Genomic DNA, 15,623 nt, shown 5'->3' on the forward strand with positions numbered 1-15,623 from the left:
GATTGTCTATAATGGTTAAGGTAATTCTATTAGAAGAGGTGATGGAATGAGTTTTTTCGGCATCAAATTAAAAAATACACTGTTCATCCTGTTCGGGTCTGCTGTATTTGCTTTCGGAATCGTTCATTTTAATATGCAAAATGAACTGGGTGAAGGTGGTTTTACCGGTATAACCTTGCTGTTTTATTTCTTGTGGGGATGGGACCCCGCCATTATGAATATTGTATTGAATGTACCGGCATTCATCGTCGGCTGGCGATTTTTAAGCCGCAATACTTTTATTTATACAGTTATAGGAACGTTGGCCGTGTCCTTGTTTTTAAGTATCTTTCAAGCCCACCAATTTTATCTTCATTTGGAATCCGACATGACGCTGGTTGCGCTTTTTGCCGGAGTGTCAATCGGAATCGGGCTTGGTATCATTTTTCGATATGGCGGAACGACAGGCGGGGTCGACATCATTGCCAGAATCGTTCACAAGTATGCCGGATGGAGTATGGGCAAAACCATGTTTCTATTCGACGCCATTGTCATCTCCACTTCAATCATCGCTTATTTAGAGCTTGTCGAAGGGATGTACACGCTTGTAGCTGTCTATGTAGCCGCTCGAGTCATCGATTTCATCCAGGAAGGGGCGTATGCGGCTAGAGGTGCGACCATCATATCCAATCACAGCCACGAAGTTTCTGAAGAAATCATGCGCAGGATGGATAGAGGAGTCACGGTCTTGCAAGGTAAAGGCAGATATACAGGAGAAAACCGTGAAGTATTGTATTGTGTGGTGGGGAGAAATGAAATCGTACGACTGCAAAATATCATCAACAGTGTTGACCCGCATGCATTTGTAGCCGTCACTTCTGTACATGATGTTCTCGGCGAGGGATTTACGCTCGACGAAAATAAACAACCGCTCCAAGACTGATCTCGAGAACAGCAATGAACCGCTTTTTCTTTCCGACCGGCTGCCATGAGCTCGGCAAACTCGTAAGAAACCCTACAGAAAGAAGGGAATGCTTCAGGGTATTTCCATAAAAAAACCGAACGAGTTCGAATCCTTAGTTCGAATCACCGTTCGGTTTTAGCTTGTTAACTATGCTATGCTCTTGGCCCTGACCATGTTTGTCTTATCTTTTAGTCTTCATTTGACACTACAAACATCAAAATAAAGCGGATTAACTCTGCCACAGCAACCATCGCAGCAGCCACATAAGTCAAAGCGGCAGCATTCAACACTTTCTTCGTTTTCCGCTCTTCATTATTGCGGATGATGCCGCTGGAAACCAGCTGCCCCATCGCCCGGCTCGAAGCATTGAACTCGACCGGAAGCGTCACCAGCTGGAACAATACAGCAAACGACATGAACACAATACCTACGAATACAAGGTTCATCATACCCATAATCGCACCGGCAATGATCAAGATAAAAGACAAATTGGAACCTAGATTGGCCAGCGGAAACAGTGAATGCCGGAAACGGAGAAACGCATAAGACTCTGCATCCTGGATTGCATGCCCCACTTCGTGCGCTGCAATCGCAGAAGCAGCCATCGAATGACCATGGTAATTGTCTGTGGACAACCGGACAACTTTTTTCCTCGGATCATAGTGATCGGAAAGTGTGCCGCGCGTCTCCTCGACCTGCACATCGAAAATGCCGTTGTCATCTAATATTTTCCGGGCTACCTGTGCCCCTGTCATATAGGAAGAAGTTGCAACTTGCGAGTATTTTTTGTAGGTGCTTTTCACTTTTGATTGAGCCCATAAAGGGATGATCATCAAAAGCGCAATATAAATTAAGTAGCCGCCTAAAGAAGCGAACATGCCCATTCCTCCATCGTTTTAATTTCATTGCTTTCATTAAGGTCAATTTTAGTCAAAAATGAGCAAATAGTCAACTATTTTCTCTTTTGTTCTCCTGGCTCTTTCTTTCCCCTTTATACTTTTTCCAGGCTACATAGGAAAGGGTGATGATAATGAAACCACCGACAGCAGCCACCATGAAAATCAAAGTTAAATTCCGTTTCAATGTGTCATCATTTCCTGTTTCTATTTTATGCAATTGATCAGCAGCTTTTATCAAGTTCTCCTGCCCCTTGGGACTGTCCATCGAAGCAAGCAAATACCGGATAGCTGCACTCGTCTGAATATACTCATCCTCTTCGACAGCCAGCTTTAATGCCGGCTCCATAATATTCCAATGTGTCGTAAAACGATTTTTATCTTGTAAGGAAACCTGTTCGTCCCTTGTTGACAGTTGTTCCATTTCATTTTGGAGTTCCTGCTTCCAAGACATCCAAAGTGGTTCCGGTTCATTTTTTAAAGCATCATATACAAGAAGCAATGACATTGCATTGGTATACAGCTGCGAACCTTTTTCCTCCGGGACCGCGACAGCTTGCAGGTTTCGTTGCAGAACATCGGCAGCAATTTTTTCCTTTTCAGCGTCGGTATGTTCGGAAGCATATTGGGTGAATTCGTCTGAATGGTGCTGCAGCAAGGCTTCGGCCTCTTCATATCTTTCCTCCTGTACAAAGCGGACATACTGGTAGATGGAGGAATGAACATCCTGGTGGTGTGCCAAGACGGCCTTCCCTGATAAAAATGTACCGACGCTCAGCAAAAAACAAAGAAATAATCGTGCAAAACTTGTCCTATTCATCGAGATCCCCTCTCTAACCTATTCCTCTTTCAATGTATGAGAAAGGGGACAAGATTAGACCAGAAAGATAATGTTTCTAATCGAACATAGCTTAGTACTGTGTGTGCAAGGTGCTCGAATAGTTATCTCCCTGAAAAAGGGGCCATGCTGGTACAGGTCGGTTCGTGAATCCTGTTGGATAACGGACAGAGATCATGTGAACTTATCATTGGTAAAGATTTCTTTTTCGTTTCTTGTGAACGGTTAAGTAATAAGCAATAGCGACCGAAACAATGCTCAGCCAGAAAGTAAAGTAGCCGATTTCATTCATGTAATCTGTTAACGAGGAGTAAACCGGCATCATGCCGAAGACGTAATCAATAATATCATTATGTAAAGTCCATATGGCTGCCACCATGAGGTGCCGCAGCTTTATTTTATAAAAAGGGGCATATAATAAACCTTGAACAGCCATCGCTCCATGTGAAACCATCAGCATATACCCCTGCCAGACCAAATCGCCAGTTGTGTACAAAGTAAGCAGGTTCATTATTACTGCCCATACACCATACTTGAATAAGGTGATGATGGCCAAAGCTTCTACATACGGCGCATTCCTTCCAATTATGAAGAACGCCAGAAAAATACAAAAAAACAGACTTGCCGTCGGACTATCCGGTACAAATGGCAGAAAAATTGCAGGTGTAACCGCCAATTGGCTTCCATACCAAAAGTAGCCGTAAATCGTACCTATTATATTGACGACGAACAGTGTCCAAAGAAACGGTTTATTGGTTAATAAATAGTTATACATTTCTTCTCCCTTTCATCCTCAAAAAACCCTCGCCTGTAAATGTCGGCGAGGGTTTTGTAAATTGACTTATTCTCCACTTTCATTGACTTCGACAATAAACTCAGCCAATTGCTGCAATTCTTCATCGGTACCTTCGAATTGCCCAGGAGGCATATCTCCAATACCGTTTTGAGCTATATCTTTGATTTCATCTACTGAATGGTCAATGTCTGTTAACGGAGGAGCTGCTGCCCCACCTTCCAGGCTTTCGCCGTGACATTGTATACAGCTGTTGTTTTGATAAACTTCATAACCTGGATGATCTTCGTCAATTTCCACTTCCGTTGGCAATTCAGGCGTGTTTTCCTCTGCTCTTTGTTCCCAGTTCACGTGCTCTGCAGCTTCATAAGTAAGCCAGAAAACACTTGCCATACCCAATAACATCAGCGATACGGCAATTGGACGCTGGGAAACTTTTCTTCCTGGCCTGTTGTCCAGGAACGGCGCCAGCAAAAGTCCGCCAAAAGCCAAACCTGGTGCTACGATGGCCCCTATGACAAAATATGGGCCACTGGCAAATTCATACTTCAAGAATTGGTATAAAAATAAGAAATACCAGTCTGGCAATGGTATATAACCTGCAGCAGTCGGATCGGCGATTCCTTCAAGTGGCGCCGGATGAGCGGCAGTCAGACATAAGAAACCAACAAGAAATACCGCCCCAACCAACCATTCTTTCAATAGGAAGTTCGGCCAAAATGCTTCTGTTCTCCCTGGATACTCTGAATAGTCCTTCGGTATATTAGGCTTTCGTTCAGCAGTGATCCGAGAATCACCGACAAACTTCATCCCTTTCCCTTTATGCACAGCTTTCCCTCCTTTTTACGATGTCATCGTTGCTTACAGTGGTCCAGAAATACCTTGCTTTCGGATCAAGATAAAGTGGACAGCCATCAGGGCGAATAACGCAGCCGGCAGGAAAAATACATGAATGGCAAAGAATCGGGTCAAGGTTTGTGCACCGACTATGTTTGGATCCCCTGCCAGTAATGTCTTGGTGGCTTCACCGATGAACGGTACTTTCTCGGCTATTTCCAGTGTTACCTGGGTTGCGAAATAAGCTTTGTTATCCCATGGAAGCAGATAACCAGTCAAGCCTAGGCCGAGCATGATGAAGAACAACAATACACCGACCATCCAATTTAATTCACGCGGCTTTTTATACGCTCCCTGGAAAAATACACGTAAAGTATGTAGGAACAACATGACGATTACGACACTGGCACCCCAGTGATGCATTCCTCTAACGATTTGTCCGTGGGCGACTTCCGTCTGCAAATAGTATACAGATCTCCACGCGTTTTCAATATCCGGTACATAATACATGGTCAAAAACATACCCGACAGGATTTGGATGACTGTCACAAAAAATGTCAGTCCGCCAAAACAATATACAAACGCCGAAAAGTGATGTGCAGGATTAACGTGTTCCGGCACCTCATGGTCGGCAATATCCCGCCACAAAGGCGTAATATCAACGCGCTCGTCTACCCAGTCATAAAGTTTTTGCAGCATAGATTACGCCTCCCCTCTCGGTTTTGTAGGTCCAAGCAATAAGGTCCCATCTTCAATTTTATATTCGTAGTAATCCAAACCTTCCGGCGGCGGTGTATTGGGTACATTTTCACCGCTCTTGTAATAACGGCCATCATGACACGGGCAATAAAACTGATCAGGATAATCGTCATTGCCAGCCCATGTAACCATACAGCCAAGGTGCTTACAAATCGGAGACAGTGCCACTATATCACCATTTTCATCTTTGTAGACCCAGGCAGTTTTTGTTACGGTTGACTCATACCAGGCATCGACCTGATCAATTTCCCAGTCAACCCTTGTAGGTTCTTCCGTGATGTTTTCCACGTCTTCAACAGCTTTAAATTCGCCAGTACTAGAAGCCTGCAACGCAGGGTCGATAGCGAAACGCACCATCGGCGCAAGCATTCCGGCAGCCATAAACCCACCCACGCCTGTAAGCGTATAATTCAAGAACTGGCGACGGGACACTTGTTGTCTCTTTTCACTCATGGTTTACCCCCCTCTATGCTAAAATCCAACACATGATAATATCAAGTTTACTAGGACATATCCATGATAGCGCAATCTGTTTGTCCGGTCAATAAATTATGAGCAGGCGGACAAAGTTTCTATTAAGATGAGCTGATTGGCTATGTGCCGCAAATCGGTGATAGCCATTTCCTTTTGATGCAGGCTACTGCAACTTCCTACCGCATTTTGCTTTCTAGTTCACAATAGTCCGGTCATGAATTGATTTACCAGTAGGTCTTAATCAGGTCGGTCAGCTGGGCGACCTGGTTTTTGATAATGGACTGCGTTTCTTTTGACTGTGTGTCTCCGGATTGGATGGCCGGCATCCATAACAAGTTCCCTTCCAAGTTCCGTTCCTGTTTCTTCCAATGAGGATCGAAACTGAAAAAGAACACATGCTTGAACGACCTCTCGCCTGCTTTAGCCGCCCATTCATTCAACCGCGTTACTTCTGCTGACAGGTCCTCTGAAGCAAGATAATGATAAGCTGGCATTAAAAAGATTCTTCCTTTAAATTGCTTTTCCATTTCTCTTACAAATATCATTCCTGTTTCCTGTTGGACCGCACTCTTTTCCATTTCCTTCTGATCTTTGAATGTAACTTGCATCAGCGGAATGAGTAATGTATCAATATACTCTTCTGCGGTAAAATACTGACCCAAGTCTTGTTTGTTCCATTGCATGGCCTGTCACCTTTCCTATTCTTTGTCACTTTACTAAAAATATCATAAAAAAGAGCGAATTTCATCCAATAAAAATGAAATTCGCTCTCTTGCTTCTGAAGACCATACTGAGTTTTCAGCTACTTCACCTGTACATATCTATCTTCCAGTTCCCTCAGTTCTTTGATCAACCGGTCAAAAGTTGCCTGGTCCCGGTTATCCAATGCCAAATCAATACCTTCTTGCAATCTTTGTTTTTGGGTTTGATAAATGGATTTTTCCAACATGTCTTTCGCAACCCTACGGTCTTTCTTCGTAATAAAATAGTCATCCGGGAGGTAAGGATTATCTTCCAAAACTGCCACATAAGAAGCTGATTGATTAGAATTTTTAAAATTGAGCTGAATATATACCGGGTCTTTTCGATTCAACCGGATATCATGAAATGATTTTTCTGCATCCGTCGTGACAATATGGTTTTTATAAAAGCGAAATGGAGCTTCCTCTGAGCAGAAGGTAGAGATGACAATTCCCCGCGGACAATATCTTGCTTCCCTGATAAAATGGACGCGTTCTAATAGGGTTTCATGGTTAATTAAATAGTTCAGAATCCAGACACTTTCTCTTCTTTTCAGTTGATAATTCCTTAAAAACCAACGTATAAATTCTTTTTTGTCCTTAATCGAAATTGGCGTGTTCAACGTCATTGCTCCCTCCTTCTTAAAGAGAGTTAAAAATCCTCCGTCTCGGTCAAACGGCTGAGATATTCCTCGATTTCTGTATCGCTTGGCTCCACCTTCAGATACTTGGCAAACACCTCTTTCGCTTCCTGCATCCTCCCTTCCTCTACAAGAAAATATCCATATTCTTTGAGGAAGTCTGAGTCTTCTGTAAAGTTATTATATGCAGTTTGATATTGAATTAATGCATCCTGATAGGATTCTGTTTCCTGGTATGCCCGAGCAAGTTCCCAACGGTAATTGGCATCCTCTTCCCCGTTTTCCAAAAGTCCCGACAACAGCTCTACGATCGCTTCGTAATCACTGTTCCCTTTGTAAGTTTCAATTAAAAACAGCACAGCTTCTTTGAATCCCGGATCCATTGCAACTGCCTTTTCGACAAGTTGATAGCTTTCTTCCTGATGCCCCAGTTTAAGTGCAAGAACACCGGCTAGATGATAAAGTTCCTTGTTGAACTCATCTGCTTTCAAGCCTTTCTTCGCAGTTTCATATGCTTCTTCTATCATCCCTTCGGACTCATATGTTTGTGCTAAATATAAATAAACAGATTGATAGTATGGATCATTTTTGACCACCTGTTCCCAGACATTGATGGCGATGTCCGGCCTTTGTGCCCGGTATGCAGTAAACCCGTATTTAAATAAGTTGTCAGGATTTTCATTTTCCATCTCCTGATAATGCTCGATCGCCTTTTCGAACTCTCCTGTAGCGGCATATGCCTCTGCCAGCCTTGCTGCAATTTCGATATCACCGATCACCGGTTGTACTTCCGCCACTTTTTCATAGTAAGGAATCGACTTCTGGTATTCACCAGTAGAAAAAGCCAATTCTCCCAACGCAAAGTCGATTACCGGCTCTGTAGGATCAAAGTTTTTCGCTTCCAGCAGTTTCTGTTCGGATACCTCGAACAGCCCTTGTGCCTGGTATAGATCTGCCAATTGAACGAGCGCTTCCATGTATTCTTCGTCTTCAGGAGAAAAACGGTTCAAGACATCGATTGCCTCTTCATCCTCATCAAGATCGATATGGATTTCCGCCAGCATGATTTTCAATTCTGCTTCCTTAGGGTATTGGTCGGAAAGGGCTTGAAAAATAAACTTTGCTTCCTCCAGCATCCCCCATTGCATATAAAGTTCGCCGATTGTGTATTTTTCTTCTTCATTTGCCACAGGGAGATAGGTTTCCAGTCTATCGATCGCTTCCTCTGTTTTATTTTGCTCCATCAATTTTATCGCTTCATGAATTTCCTGCATGCTAGGACATCCTTTCTCATTACCGCACAACGCTTTATACAAAGTGACCAGGTATGGACACTTTCTTATACATGCCGTTACCTTTCCGGCATTTAACGATATGGTTTACTTTGATTACTTTTCCTTTGGCGACTGTAACCTCGGGAATAGCTTTATGATATCTGAAATTGTGCGGTTCATCAATGGATTGGTTTTCTTGGAAGAGGAACAAATTGTAGTCAGCACTGGCATGCGGTATTAATTCGCCTTTATATGGAGAAATTCCTGTCTTTCTTAACAGTTTTTTTGACAAGGGCAGTTCTAACTCTGATGGTTCGACGAGGGTAAGATCAAGTTCAGAAGCAATGTTCGTCAGGTCCAAGGTTTGTTGCCTGTTGGCCCGTTTGGAGGAAGAAAGCATGATGAGCGGTATTTTTGTGAGACTTTGAGCCTGATGAATCCATTCCCATTTTATCTCTTGTCCATTCTTGACAGAAGTCTGTTCAACAAGGATGAACGGGACTTTCTGCCTTCCGAAAAAACGAACCATTTCCGGATGTACTTGCGACAAAGGGATCCTTGGGACAATCATATAATCAATCGGAGACTCTGCCAGCTTCTTCCGGAAAGAGATGAAATTTCTTTTATAATCGCTATGAGTGAGGATCGGCAGTTGACAGAGCAGCAAAGTACATCCTCGATAGATAAACTTTTTTAAATTCGTCCCCAAGGATGCCTGTTGATAAAAAGGCTCTTCTATATCTAAGTACACCTTTCCAGGACCTACCCAAAATTGTCTGGTATTCATTTCCCTTGCCGATGTATTGCCATTGATTCGGCGGATGAATCTATCATTTTCTATCATCATGCTTTTTGACTGCCACCCATCTTCGTCATAGACATGTTCATTATAAAAATAGTAAGCCCCCATGTTTGTACACCTCCAACAGGATTTATACACACTATGAGGGCAATTGGACAACTATGAATGATCTTTTGTAACTTTTTCTAGGTGATCAAAAAAAGCGGGATAGGAGATATTGATACAGTCGGGGTCGTTCAACGTTACTGCCCCTTTTGTCACAAGTGAAGCTATTCCGGCCATCATTCCGATACGGTGGTCTCCATATGAATCGACCGTTCCGCCGTGCAGGGGCGTACTCCCTTTAATGATCAATCCGTCTTCTGTAGCATCCACTTTCGCTCCCAATTCCTGCAGTGTTTTGGCAACAGCTGCAATTCTGTCCGTTTCTTTATAGCGCAATTCTTCTGCATCACGAATATGTGTTTCCCCTTCTGCCTGAGTAGCCAGCAAAGCCACGATCGGCAACTCATCAATCAAACGCGGTATTAATTCTCCGGAAATGACAGTACCACGGAGCGGGGCATACTCGATTCGTATATCACCCAATGCCTCCCCGCCGTTCACTTTTTCATCCAGAATAGTAAGTTTCGTCCCCATTTTCGAAAGGACATCCAGTATCCCGGTTCTCGTCGGATTAAGGCCGACCCGTTTGAGAAGGAGAGAACTTCCAGGCACCATGGCTGCCGCCACGGCAAAGAAAGCAGCAGATGAAATGTCACCGGGTACTTCCACGTTTGTACCTGTCAGCTTCTGTCCCCCGTCGATCGATATCCGTTCCCCATCGATGTCGAGTGTGGCACCGAACCCGCGCAGCATGGTTTCGGTATGGTTTCTGGTTTCGGTTTTTTCCGTAACAGTGGTTCTGCCATCCGCCAACAAACCGGCCAACAAGACACAGGATTTCACCTGGGCACTTTTTACAGGCGGTTCATAATCTATAGAATGAAGCTTTCCACCTCTTACTGCCAAGGGGAGCAATCTTCCGCCTGATCTCCCATCGATTTCTGTTCCCATTTGTTTTAAGGGGACCGTCACACGATCCATCGGGCGCCGAGACAATGAATCATCTCCATATAAAACAAAATGATGAGGCAACCCGGCCAGAACTCCCAACAATAGGCGGGCAGTTGTTCCCGAGTTCCCCAGGTTGATAGGCTGGGAAGGCTCTTTAAGAGCACTTTTCCCCTTTCCATATACAGTGATTTTCCCCTCTTCCACCTCAATGTGTACACCCATCGCACGAAAAGCATCAATAGTCCTGAAACAATCTTCTCCACGCAAGAAGTTTGTAATTTCTGTAACCCCTTCTGCTAGTGCACCGAAAATCACAGCACGATGAGAGATCGATTTATCTCCTGGAACTGCCAATTCTCCAGACAGTGGAGCATTGGCAGAATGGAAAGTTCGCTGAGCCATTTTCTCTTCTCCTTTTACTCTTGTATGGTGGTTTCGTATCCTTTTCCTGTTAAAATCCGATCACTGTCTTGCTGAGATATTTTATCAGGGAAACTTAAGCGGAGAACGCCTGTTATTCCTTCACGAATCTCCAGTATTTCGATATTGTTTATACTGATTTGACTGGAGGCCAAAAGTTGTACTACCTTAAGCAAGGCTCCCGGTTGGTCGCGAATATCGACATAAAGATCGTAAAAGGCCGGAATCGCCCCTTTTTTCTTTGGTGCCAGTCCATCCCGGTACTCCTTTGCCTGTTCTAAATAATCATACATCATTTTCCGATCCCCGTTCTCGAGCAGTTCCTTCAACGAGCTCATTTCAGAAATCCAATCCTCCAGCAAACCGGCCATACCCTGACGATTGTGAAAAAAGATGTCCTGCCACATTTCGGGATTGCTGGACGCAATCCGAGTGATATCCCGGAAACCGCCGGCAGCAAGTTTTGGTATATACGGATGCGTTTCCTGCCAGTTCTTGGCCTGATGGACAAGCGAAGATGCAATCAAGTGAGGAAAATGCGAGATAACACTGGTCATTTCATCGTGTTCTACCGGATCCAATGTCATGAACTTGCTTTTTGTTCCCATCAGCAAGCCTTTCAGTTCTTCCACCTCGTCATCTGTACAGTTATACATTGGCGACAAGACATAAATGGCATTTTCAAACAGATGGACTCTGGCAGCTTCAATCCCTTTCTTATGCGAACCGGCCATCGGGTGACCGCCAATGAATCGGATAAACGGTGAAGTCAGCGATTGGGCCGCTTCCATAATCGGTCGTTTGACAGAAGAAACATCGGATACAATCACTTCTTTATCCAGCGAAATAGTGTCTAGCCGCTGAATAAGCCGGATGGTCGTCGATACGGGAGCCGCCAGGATGATATAATCCGCCATGCGGGCTGCCTTTGCAAAATCCTCCTGTCCTTCCTCTATAATCCCATTCAGCAGGCAATACTCTAGTACGGAAGAATCGATGTCATAGCCAATTATACGGTGTTTGCCTGATTGTTTGATTGATAGTGCGATAGAACCGCCGATCAATCCAAGACCGGCGACCAAGACCGTTTTATTCACTGTTTCTTCCCTTCCTTTAAAGAGGTCAAATATTCACTTATATGCGTCTCAAGTTCTATCATATCTTCCCGATCGCCGATGGTGACACGGATTCCTTTTGGATGGCCCAGAGCATCTCCTGAACGGACGATGAATCCTTTACTGAGTAAATGTTCAAACATTTCATCGCCGCTTACAGGCAACTTGACAAAAAGAAAATTCGTCTGTGAATCATAGTAATCCAGCCCTTCTTGATCACAGAAAGCCATAAATTGTTGCTTGTTTTCAATGTTTTTTTCTACAGATTCCTGCAAGAACCGCTCGTCCTCCAACGCAATCAGAGCTGCTTTTTGAGCGGTGGATGTAGTATTGAAAGGACCACGGGTAATATTGAGCAGTGTGGCGATCTCCTTGCTTGCAATTCCATATCCGATACGTAATCCGGCCAGCCCGAATGCCTTGGAAAAAGTTCTCAGCACAATCAGATTTGCGTACGTTTCCAGCTCGGTGACCGTATCTGGAGCATCGTCTGTTTCGATATATTCATAGTAGGCTTCATCCACTACGACCAGTACATGGTCTGGACAATTCTCCATTATATAACGGAAACCTTCCTTATTAATCAAAGAACCAGTCGGGTTATTCGGAGAACAAAGCCACAATATTTTGGTCTCGTCATCGATTTGGTTCAGCATTTCCTTAAGGTCATGATATCCATCTACTAAAGGCACCTCCCGGACTACAGCACCTTCAATCAATGCATTGTGTTTATATTGCGGGAATGTCGGATGAGCCATCACTGTATTTGTTCCTTCATCCAGATAGGTCCGGCTGATGATTTCCACTATTTCATCAGAGCCGCATCCAAAAATCAGCTGTTCACCATCAATTCCGAGCCTCTCGGCCAGTCTTGCACGGAGAACGGTGGAGTAACCATCAGGATATATTTCCAGACTTTTGATCAGTTCAGGCAAGGCCTGTTCAACATTTGGTGAATAGCCAAATGGATTTTCATTGGAAGCAAGCTTGATTATTTTCTCGAGTCCGTATTCCGCCTTCACATCTTCTATTTGTTTACCTGGTTTGTAGGGCGCCATCCCTTTGAATACTTTTTTCGCTAACATTACTCCGTCTCCTCTCTAACGCAACAAATCCGGTCTAAGCTGGACCGCCTGGTTATGATAGATATGCTGAACTTCTTCCTGTCGCGCATGACTGTTAACAGTCATCATAACACGAATACATTTTGGAAGACTATTTGGAACCTCTATTTCTTTCATACACATGACAGGTACATACTTCCATCCACTTATCTCACGAAGGGCCTTGGCGGGAAAACCAGCATTGATGTCTGCTGTAGCAGATATCAGGACGGTTGCAATCTCGCCCGGTGATATCTTATTGGTCTCCGCCATCTCCATGACCAGTTCCTTTGTGGCAGCGACGATTTCCTGCGCATCATTTTCCGATACAGTCGTAGCTCCTCTGATTCCTCTAATCAATTCGTCACCAACTCTCTGAAAAAGTCACTTGCAATCTTGAGCAGTAATTCATCATCTACTTCCTGTACGTCAAGATGACCTATTTTTTTTAACAATACCATTTGTATCCGTTGGTTTCTTGATTTTTTGTCTATCTTCATTCGTTCAATCAATTTTACAATGTCTAATCCGGAAAACTCCATCGGATAGTTGTTTTTCTTCAGCCAATCATACAGCTTGTTTATCGGCAATGATACTCCGTAAACAAGCTCACTCACTTTCATGGCAAACAGCATTCCGACAGCAACAGCTTCTCCATGGGTGATGCGGCCATATCCCAATTCTGCTTCCAATGCATGGCCGAGTGTATGGCCAAAATTCAAGTATTGCCTGATCCCGTTTTCCTTTTCGTCTTTTTCGACAATTTTAGCTTTTACTTTTATTCCTTTAACCAGATGCTCCATCAAAATGGAACTGGAAAGCTTATGAATTCCTCCATGCGCCAGGACACTCTCAAAATAATCTATATCGCTAATCAGTCCATGCTTGACAACTTCTGCATAACCGGAACGGATTTCCTGTTCAGGAAGAGTATAGAGCGTTTCTACATCATAAATCACTGCCTGAGGTGGATAAAAGCTGCCGATCAAATTCTTCCCTTCCGGGTGGTTGATGGCTACCTTCCCACCCACACTGCTGTCATGCGCCAGAATGGTCGTCGGTACCTGTACATAATCAATCCCTCTCATATAAGTAGCAGCAACGAAACCAGCCAAGTCTCCAACAACACCACCGCCAAGCGCTACGATTAAAGAATGGCGGTCAAGCTGACGCTGAACGCAGTCGGTTATCAAATCGAAATAAACTTCTTTGCTTTTTGATGCTTCTCCAGCTGGGACAATCGAAGTAAAAACTCTTTGTTCCGCTGCAAAAGCCTCTCTTACATCCTCCAAGTAAAGATCGGCGACAGAGCTATCCGTCACAATCATGATGGTCCGGTATTCTTTCGGGAGAAAGGAAGGAAGCTCATGCCTGATTTTCTCTCCAATGTGCACATCATATTGATTGGTGTTTGTTTCAATGGTGAATGAATTCATTTAAAACTCCCTGATTTCTTTCCTGTAAGATTCGAGCGCTTCTTTCAGTTTAGGAAACTGATCGTGAGGAAACTGTTCCAACAGCCCTTTCGCCAGTTCGAATGCGACGACATGTTCCATTACGACAGAGGCGGCAGGCACTGCACAAGCATCCGACCGCTCGATGCTTGCAGAAAAAGGTTCTTTTGAATCGATATCCACGCTCTGCAACGGCTTATAAAGCGTAGGAATCGGCTTCATCACCCCTTTTACGACGATTGGCATCCCGGTCGTCATTCCTCCTTCAAAACCTCCCAATCGGTTAGTCTTGCGGAAATATCCCCTATCTTTCTCCCAGCCAATTTCATCGTGTACCTCACTTCCATTTCTTCGCGCAGCCTCGAATCCGATACCGAATTCGACTCCTTTGAATGCGTTAATGCTGGCTACACTACCGGCGATTCGCCCGTCGAGTTTGCGATCATAATGTACGTAGGAACCGACGCCAGCCGGCATTCCTTCCACGTATACTTCACATATACCTCCGATGGAATCGCCCTCTTTTTTTGCCTGATCGATTGCATCCATCATTTCCCGTCCTGCATCTTCATCCAGACAGTGCACAGGTGATTGTTCTGAGATTTGCTTCCGTTCTTCCATTGTTAGTTCAGGTTTGTCTTGAGCTTTGATACCCGCTATTTCCTTTACGTAGCCAACCACTTGGATATCCAACTGAGCGAGCAGCGTCTTTGCCACTGCACCCGCTGCCACTCTGGCCGCTGTTTCCCGGGCAGAGGACCGTTCCAGGACGTTCCTGATATCCCGGTGGCCATACTTCATGGCACCGTTTAAATCTGCATGCCCCGGTCTCGGTCTGGTTACTGTCCGGCGTATTTTCTGACCTGCCGGAAACGGATCTTCTCCCATAATATCTTCCCAATGCTTAAAATCGTCATTATGTATCACCATTGCTATTGGGGAACCCAGGGTATACCCGTGGCGCACGCCGCCTGCTATTTCAACCAGGTCTTTTTCAATCTGCATTCGTTTTCCTCTGCCATGCCCTTTTTGTCTGCGCAGCAACGACTCATTTATATTTTCTTTCGTTAAAGGAAGCTGGGCAGGAAGACCTTCAATAATGGTGGTTAATTGTTTGCCATGTGATTCTCCGGCGGTTAAATAGCGCATGAATATACCTCCATATACATTTTAATTTTGTACTACTATATCATACCTTGTAATTCTTGTGGACAGTAAAATATTCAGAAAACGCTTACAATTCTGAGTTTATCTTCCCTCTTGATGCCAGAAGAGATTGAGACAAACCATAAATCTTTTCATTAGAACTGAATGATACAGGATAGGATCCATAAAAAAACTTCCGCTGTCTGTGAAAGATGGCAAGCATACAACTCAGACAAGGCATTTCGCTTCCACTATATCGGTCATAAAATCCACCAAAGTACTCATCAAAAAACAGCCTGAAAGGAAGACTATTCAGCAACCTTATCTTATAG

The 15,623-nt window shown here is 44.2% G+C and carries 17 protein-coding genes; 1 reads left to right on the plus strand and 16 read right to left on the minus strand.

What is annotated here, in order from left to right; genetic code table 11:
* Positions 1 to 46: 46 nt before the first annotated feature.
* On the plus strand, positions 47 to 922 hold the full coding sequence (locus F6X55_RS08405) for a YitT family protein (protein ID WP_035426708.1): 876 nt from the start codon (positions 47 to 49) through the stop codon (positions 920 to 922).
* Between the two features lie 209 nt (positions 923 to 1,131).
* Here the strand turns inward: F6X55_RS08405 and F6X55_RS08410 are convergent, their stop codons facing one another.
* From F6X55_RS08410 to aroC, 16 genes are all read right to left on the minus strand, one after another.
* On the minus strand, positions 1,132 to 1,821 hold the full coding sequence (locus tag F6X55_RS08410; RefSeq protein WP_026570138.1) for a zinc metallopeptidase: 690 nt from the start codon (positions 1,819 to 1,821) through the stop codon (positions 1,132 to 1,134).
* A gap of 70 nt (positions 1,822 to 1,891) precedes the next feature.
* Complete coding sequence (locus F6X55_RS08415; RefSeq protein WP_026771254.1) at positions 1,892 to 2,659, minus strand: sporulation protein YpjB; 768 nt, start codon at positions 2,657 to 2,659, stop codon at positions 1,892 to 1,894.
* 205 nt (positions 2,660 to 2,864) lie between these two features.
* On the minus strand, positions 2,865 to 3,452 hold the full coding sequence (gene lhaT / locus F6X55_RS08420) for a lipoprotein heptaprenylglyceryl N-acetyltransferase LhaT (protein ID WP_026570136.1): 588 nt from the start codon (positions 3,450 to 3,452) through the stop codon (positions 2,865 to 2,867).
* Between the two features lie 66 nt (positions 3,453 to 3,518).
* On the minus strand, positions 3,519 to 4,298 hold the full coding sequence (locus F6X55_RS08425) for a menaquinol-cytochrome c reductase cytochrome b/c subunit (RefSeq protein WP_026570135.1): 780 nt from the start codon (positions 4,296 to 4,298) through the stop codon (positions 3,519 to 3,521).
* A gap of 33 nt (positions 4,299 to 4,331) precedes the next feature.
* On the minus strand, positions 4,332 to 5,006 hold the full coding sequence (gene qcrB / locus F6X55_RS08430; protein WP_026570134.1) for a menaquinol-cytochrome c reductase cytochrome b subunit: 675 nt from the start codon (positions 5,004 to 5,006) through the stop codon (positions 4,332 to 4,334).
* A gap of 3 nt (positions 5,007 to 5,009) precedes the next feature.
* The gene (locus F6X55_RS08435; protein WP_026570133.1) at positions 5,010 to 5,519 is read right to left on the minus strand and encodes a QcrA and Rieske domain-containing protein; all 510 of its coding nucleotides are present in this window, start codon (positions 5,517 to 5,519) and stop codon (positions 5,010 to 5,012) included.
* 245 nt (positions 5,520 to 5,764) lie between these two features.
* Positions 5,765 to 6,223: a DUF2487 family protein gene (locus F6X55_RS08440; RefSeq protein WP_026570132.1), complete on the minus strand. Its 459-nt coding sequence runs from the start codon at positions 6,221 to 6,223 to the stop codon at positions 5,765 to 5,767.
* 119 nt (positions 6,224 to 6,342) lie between these two features.
* The gene (locus tag F6X55_RS08445; protein ID WP_026570131.1) at positions 6,343 to 6,909 is read right to left on the minus strand and encodes a ReoY family proteolytic degradation factor; all 567 of its coding nucleotides are present in this window, start codon (positions 6,907 to 6,909) and stop codon (positions 6,343 to 6,345) included.
* 23 nt (positions 6,910 to 6,932) lie between these two features.
* Positions 6,933 to 8,195: a tetratricopeptide repeat protein gene (locus F6X55_RS08450; RefSeq protein ID WP_153462724.1), complete on the minus strand. Its 1,263-nt coding sequence runs from the start codon at positions 8,193 to 8,195 to the stop codon at positions 6,933 to 6,935.
* Positions 8,196 to 8,229: 34 nt separating this feature from the next.
* Entirely contained in the window at positions 8,230 to 9,105 is an 876-nt protein-coding gene (locus F6X55_RS08455) for a hypothetical protein (RefSeq protein WP_026771252.1), read from the minus strand.
* 51 nt (positions 9,106 to 9,156) lie between these two features.
* A complete protein-coding gene (gene aroA, locus F6X55_RS08460) occupies positions 9,157 to 10,455 on the minus strand; it encodes a 3-phosphoshikimate 1-carboxyvinyltransferase (protein WP_153462726.1) in 1,299 nt (432 codons plus the stop codon).
* 14 nt (positions 10,456 to 10,469) lie between these two features.
* Positions 10,470 to 11,570, minus strand: a complete 1,101-nt coding sequence (locus F6X55_RS08465; RefSeq protein WP_153462728.1) for a prephenate dehydrogenase — start codon at positions 11,568 to 11,570, stop codon at positions 10,470 to 10,472.
* Positions 11,567 to 12,673 carry a histidinol-phosphate transaminase gene (hisC, locus tag F6X55_RS08470; RefSeq protein ID WP_153462730.1) on the minus strand — a complete coding sequence of 369 codons (1,107 nt, stop codon included), beginning with the start codon at positions 12,671 to 12,673 and terminating at the stop codon, positions 11,567 to 11,569. The genes F6X55_RS08465 and hisC overlap by 4 nt, the downstream gene beginning before the upstream one ends.
* A gap of 15 nt (positions 12,674 to 12,688) precedes the next feature.
* Positions 12,689 to 13,051 carry a chorismate mutase gene (gene aroH, locus F6X55_RS08475; RefSeq protein WP_026570127.1) on the minus strand — a complete coding sequence of 121 codons (363 nt, stop codon included), beginning with the start codon at positions 13,049 to 13,051 and terminating at the stop codon, positions 12,689 to 12,691.
* Positions 13,048 to 14,127, minus strand: a complete 1,080-nt coding sequence (gene aroB / locus F6X55_RS08480) for a 3-dehydroquinate synthase (protein ID WP_153462732.1) — start codon at positions 14,125 to 14,127, stop codon at positions 13,048 to 13,050. Before aroB ends, aroH begins: the two co-directional genes overlap by 4 nt.
* Positions 14,128 to 15,294 (minus strand): chorismate synthase, encoded by a 1,167-nt coding sequence (gene aroC / locus F6X55_RS08485; RefSeq protein ID WP_026570126.1) that lies wholly within the window; start codon positions 15,292 to 15,294, stop codon positions 14,128 to 14,130.
* Between the last annotated feature and the right edge of the window lie 329 nt (positions 15,295 to 15,623).

This window comes from Sediminibacillus terrae, assembly GCF_009602435.1.
In the GTDB taxonomy this organism is placed as follows: Bacteria; Bacillota; Bacilli; order Bacillales; family Amphibacillaceae; genus Sediminibacillus; species Sediminibacillus terrae.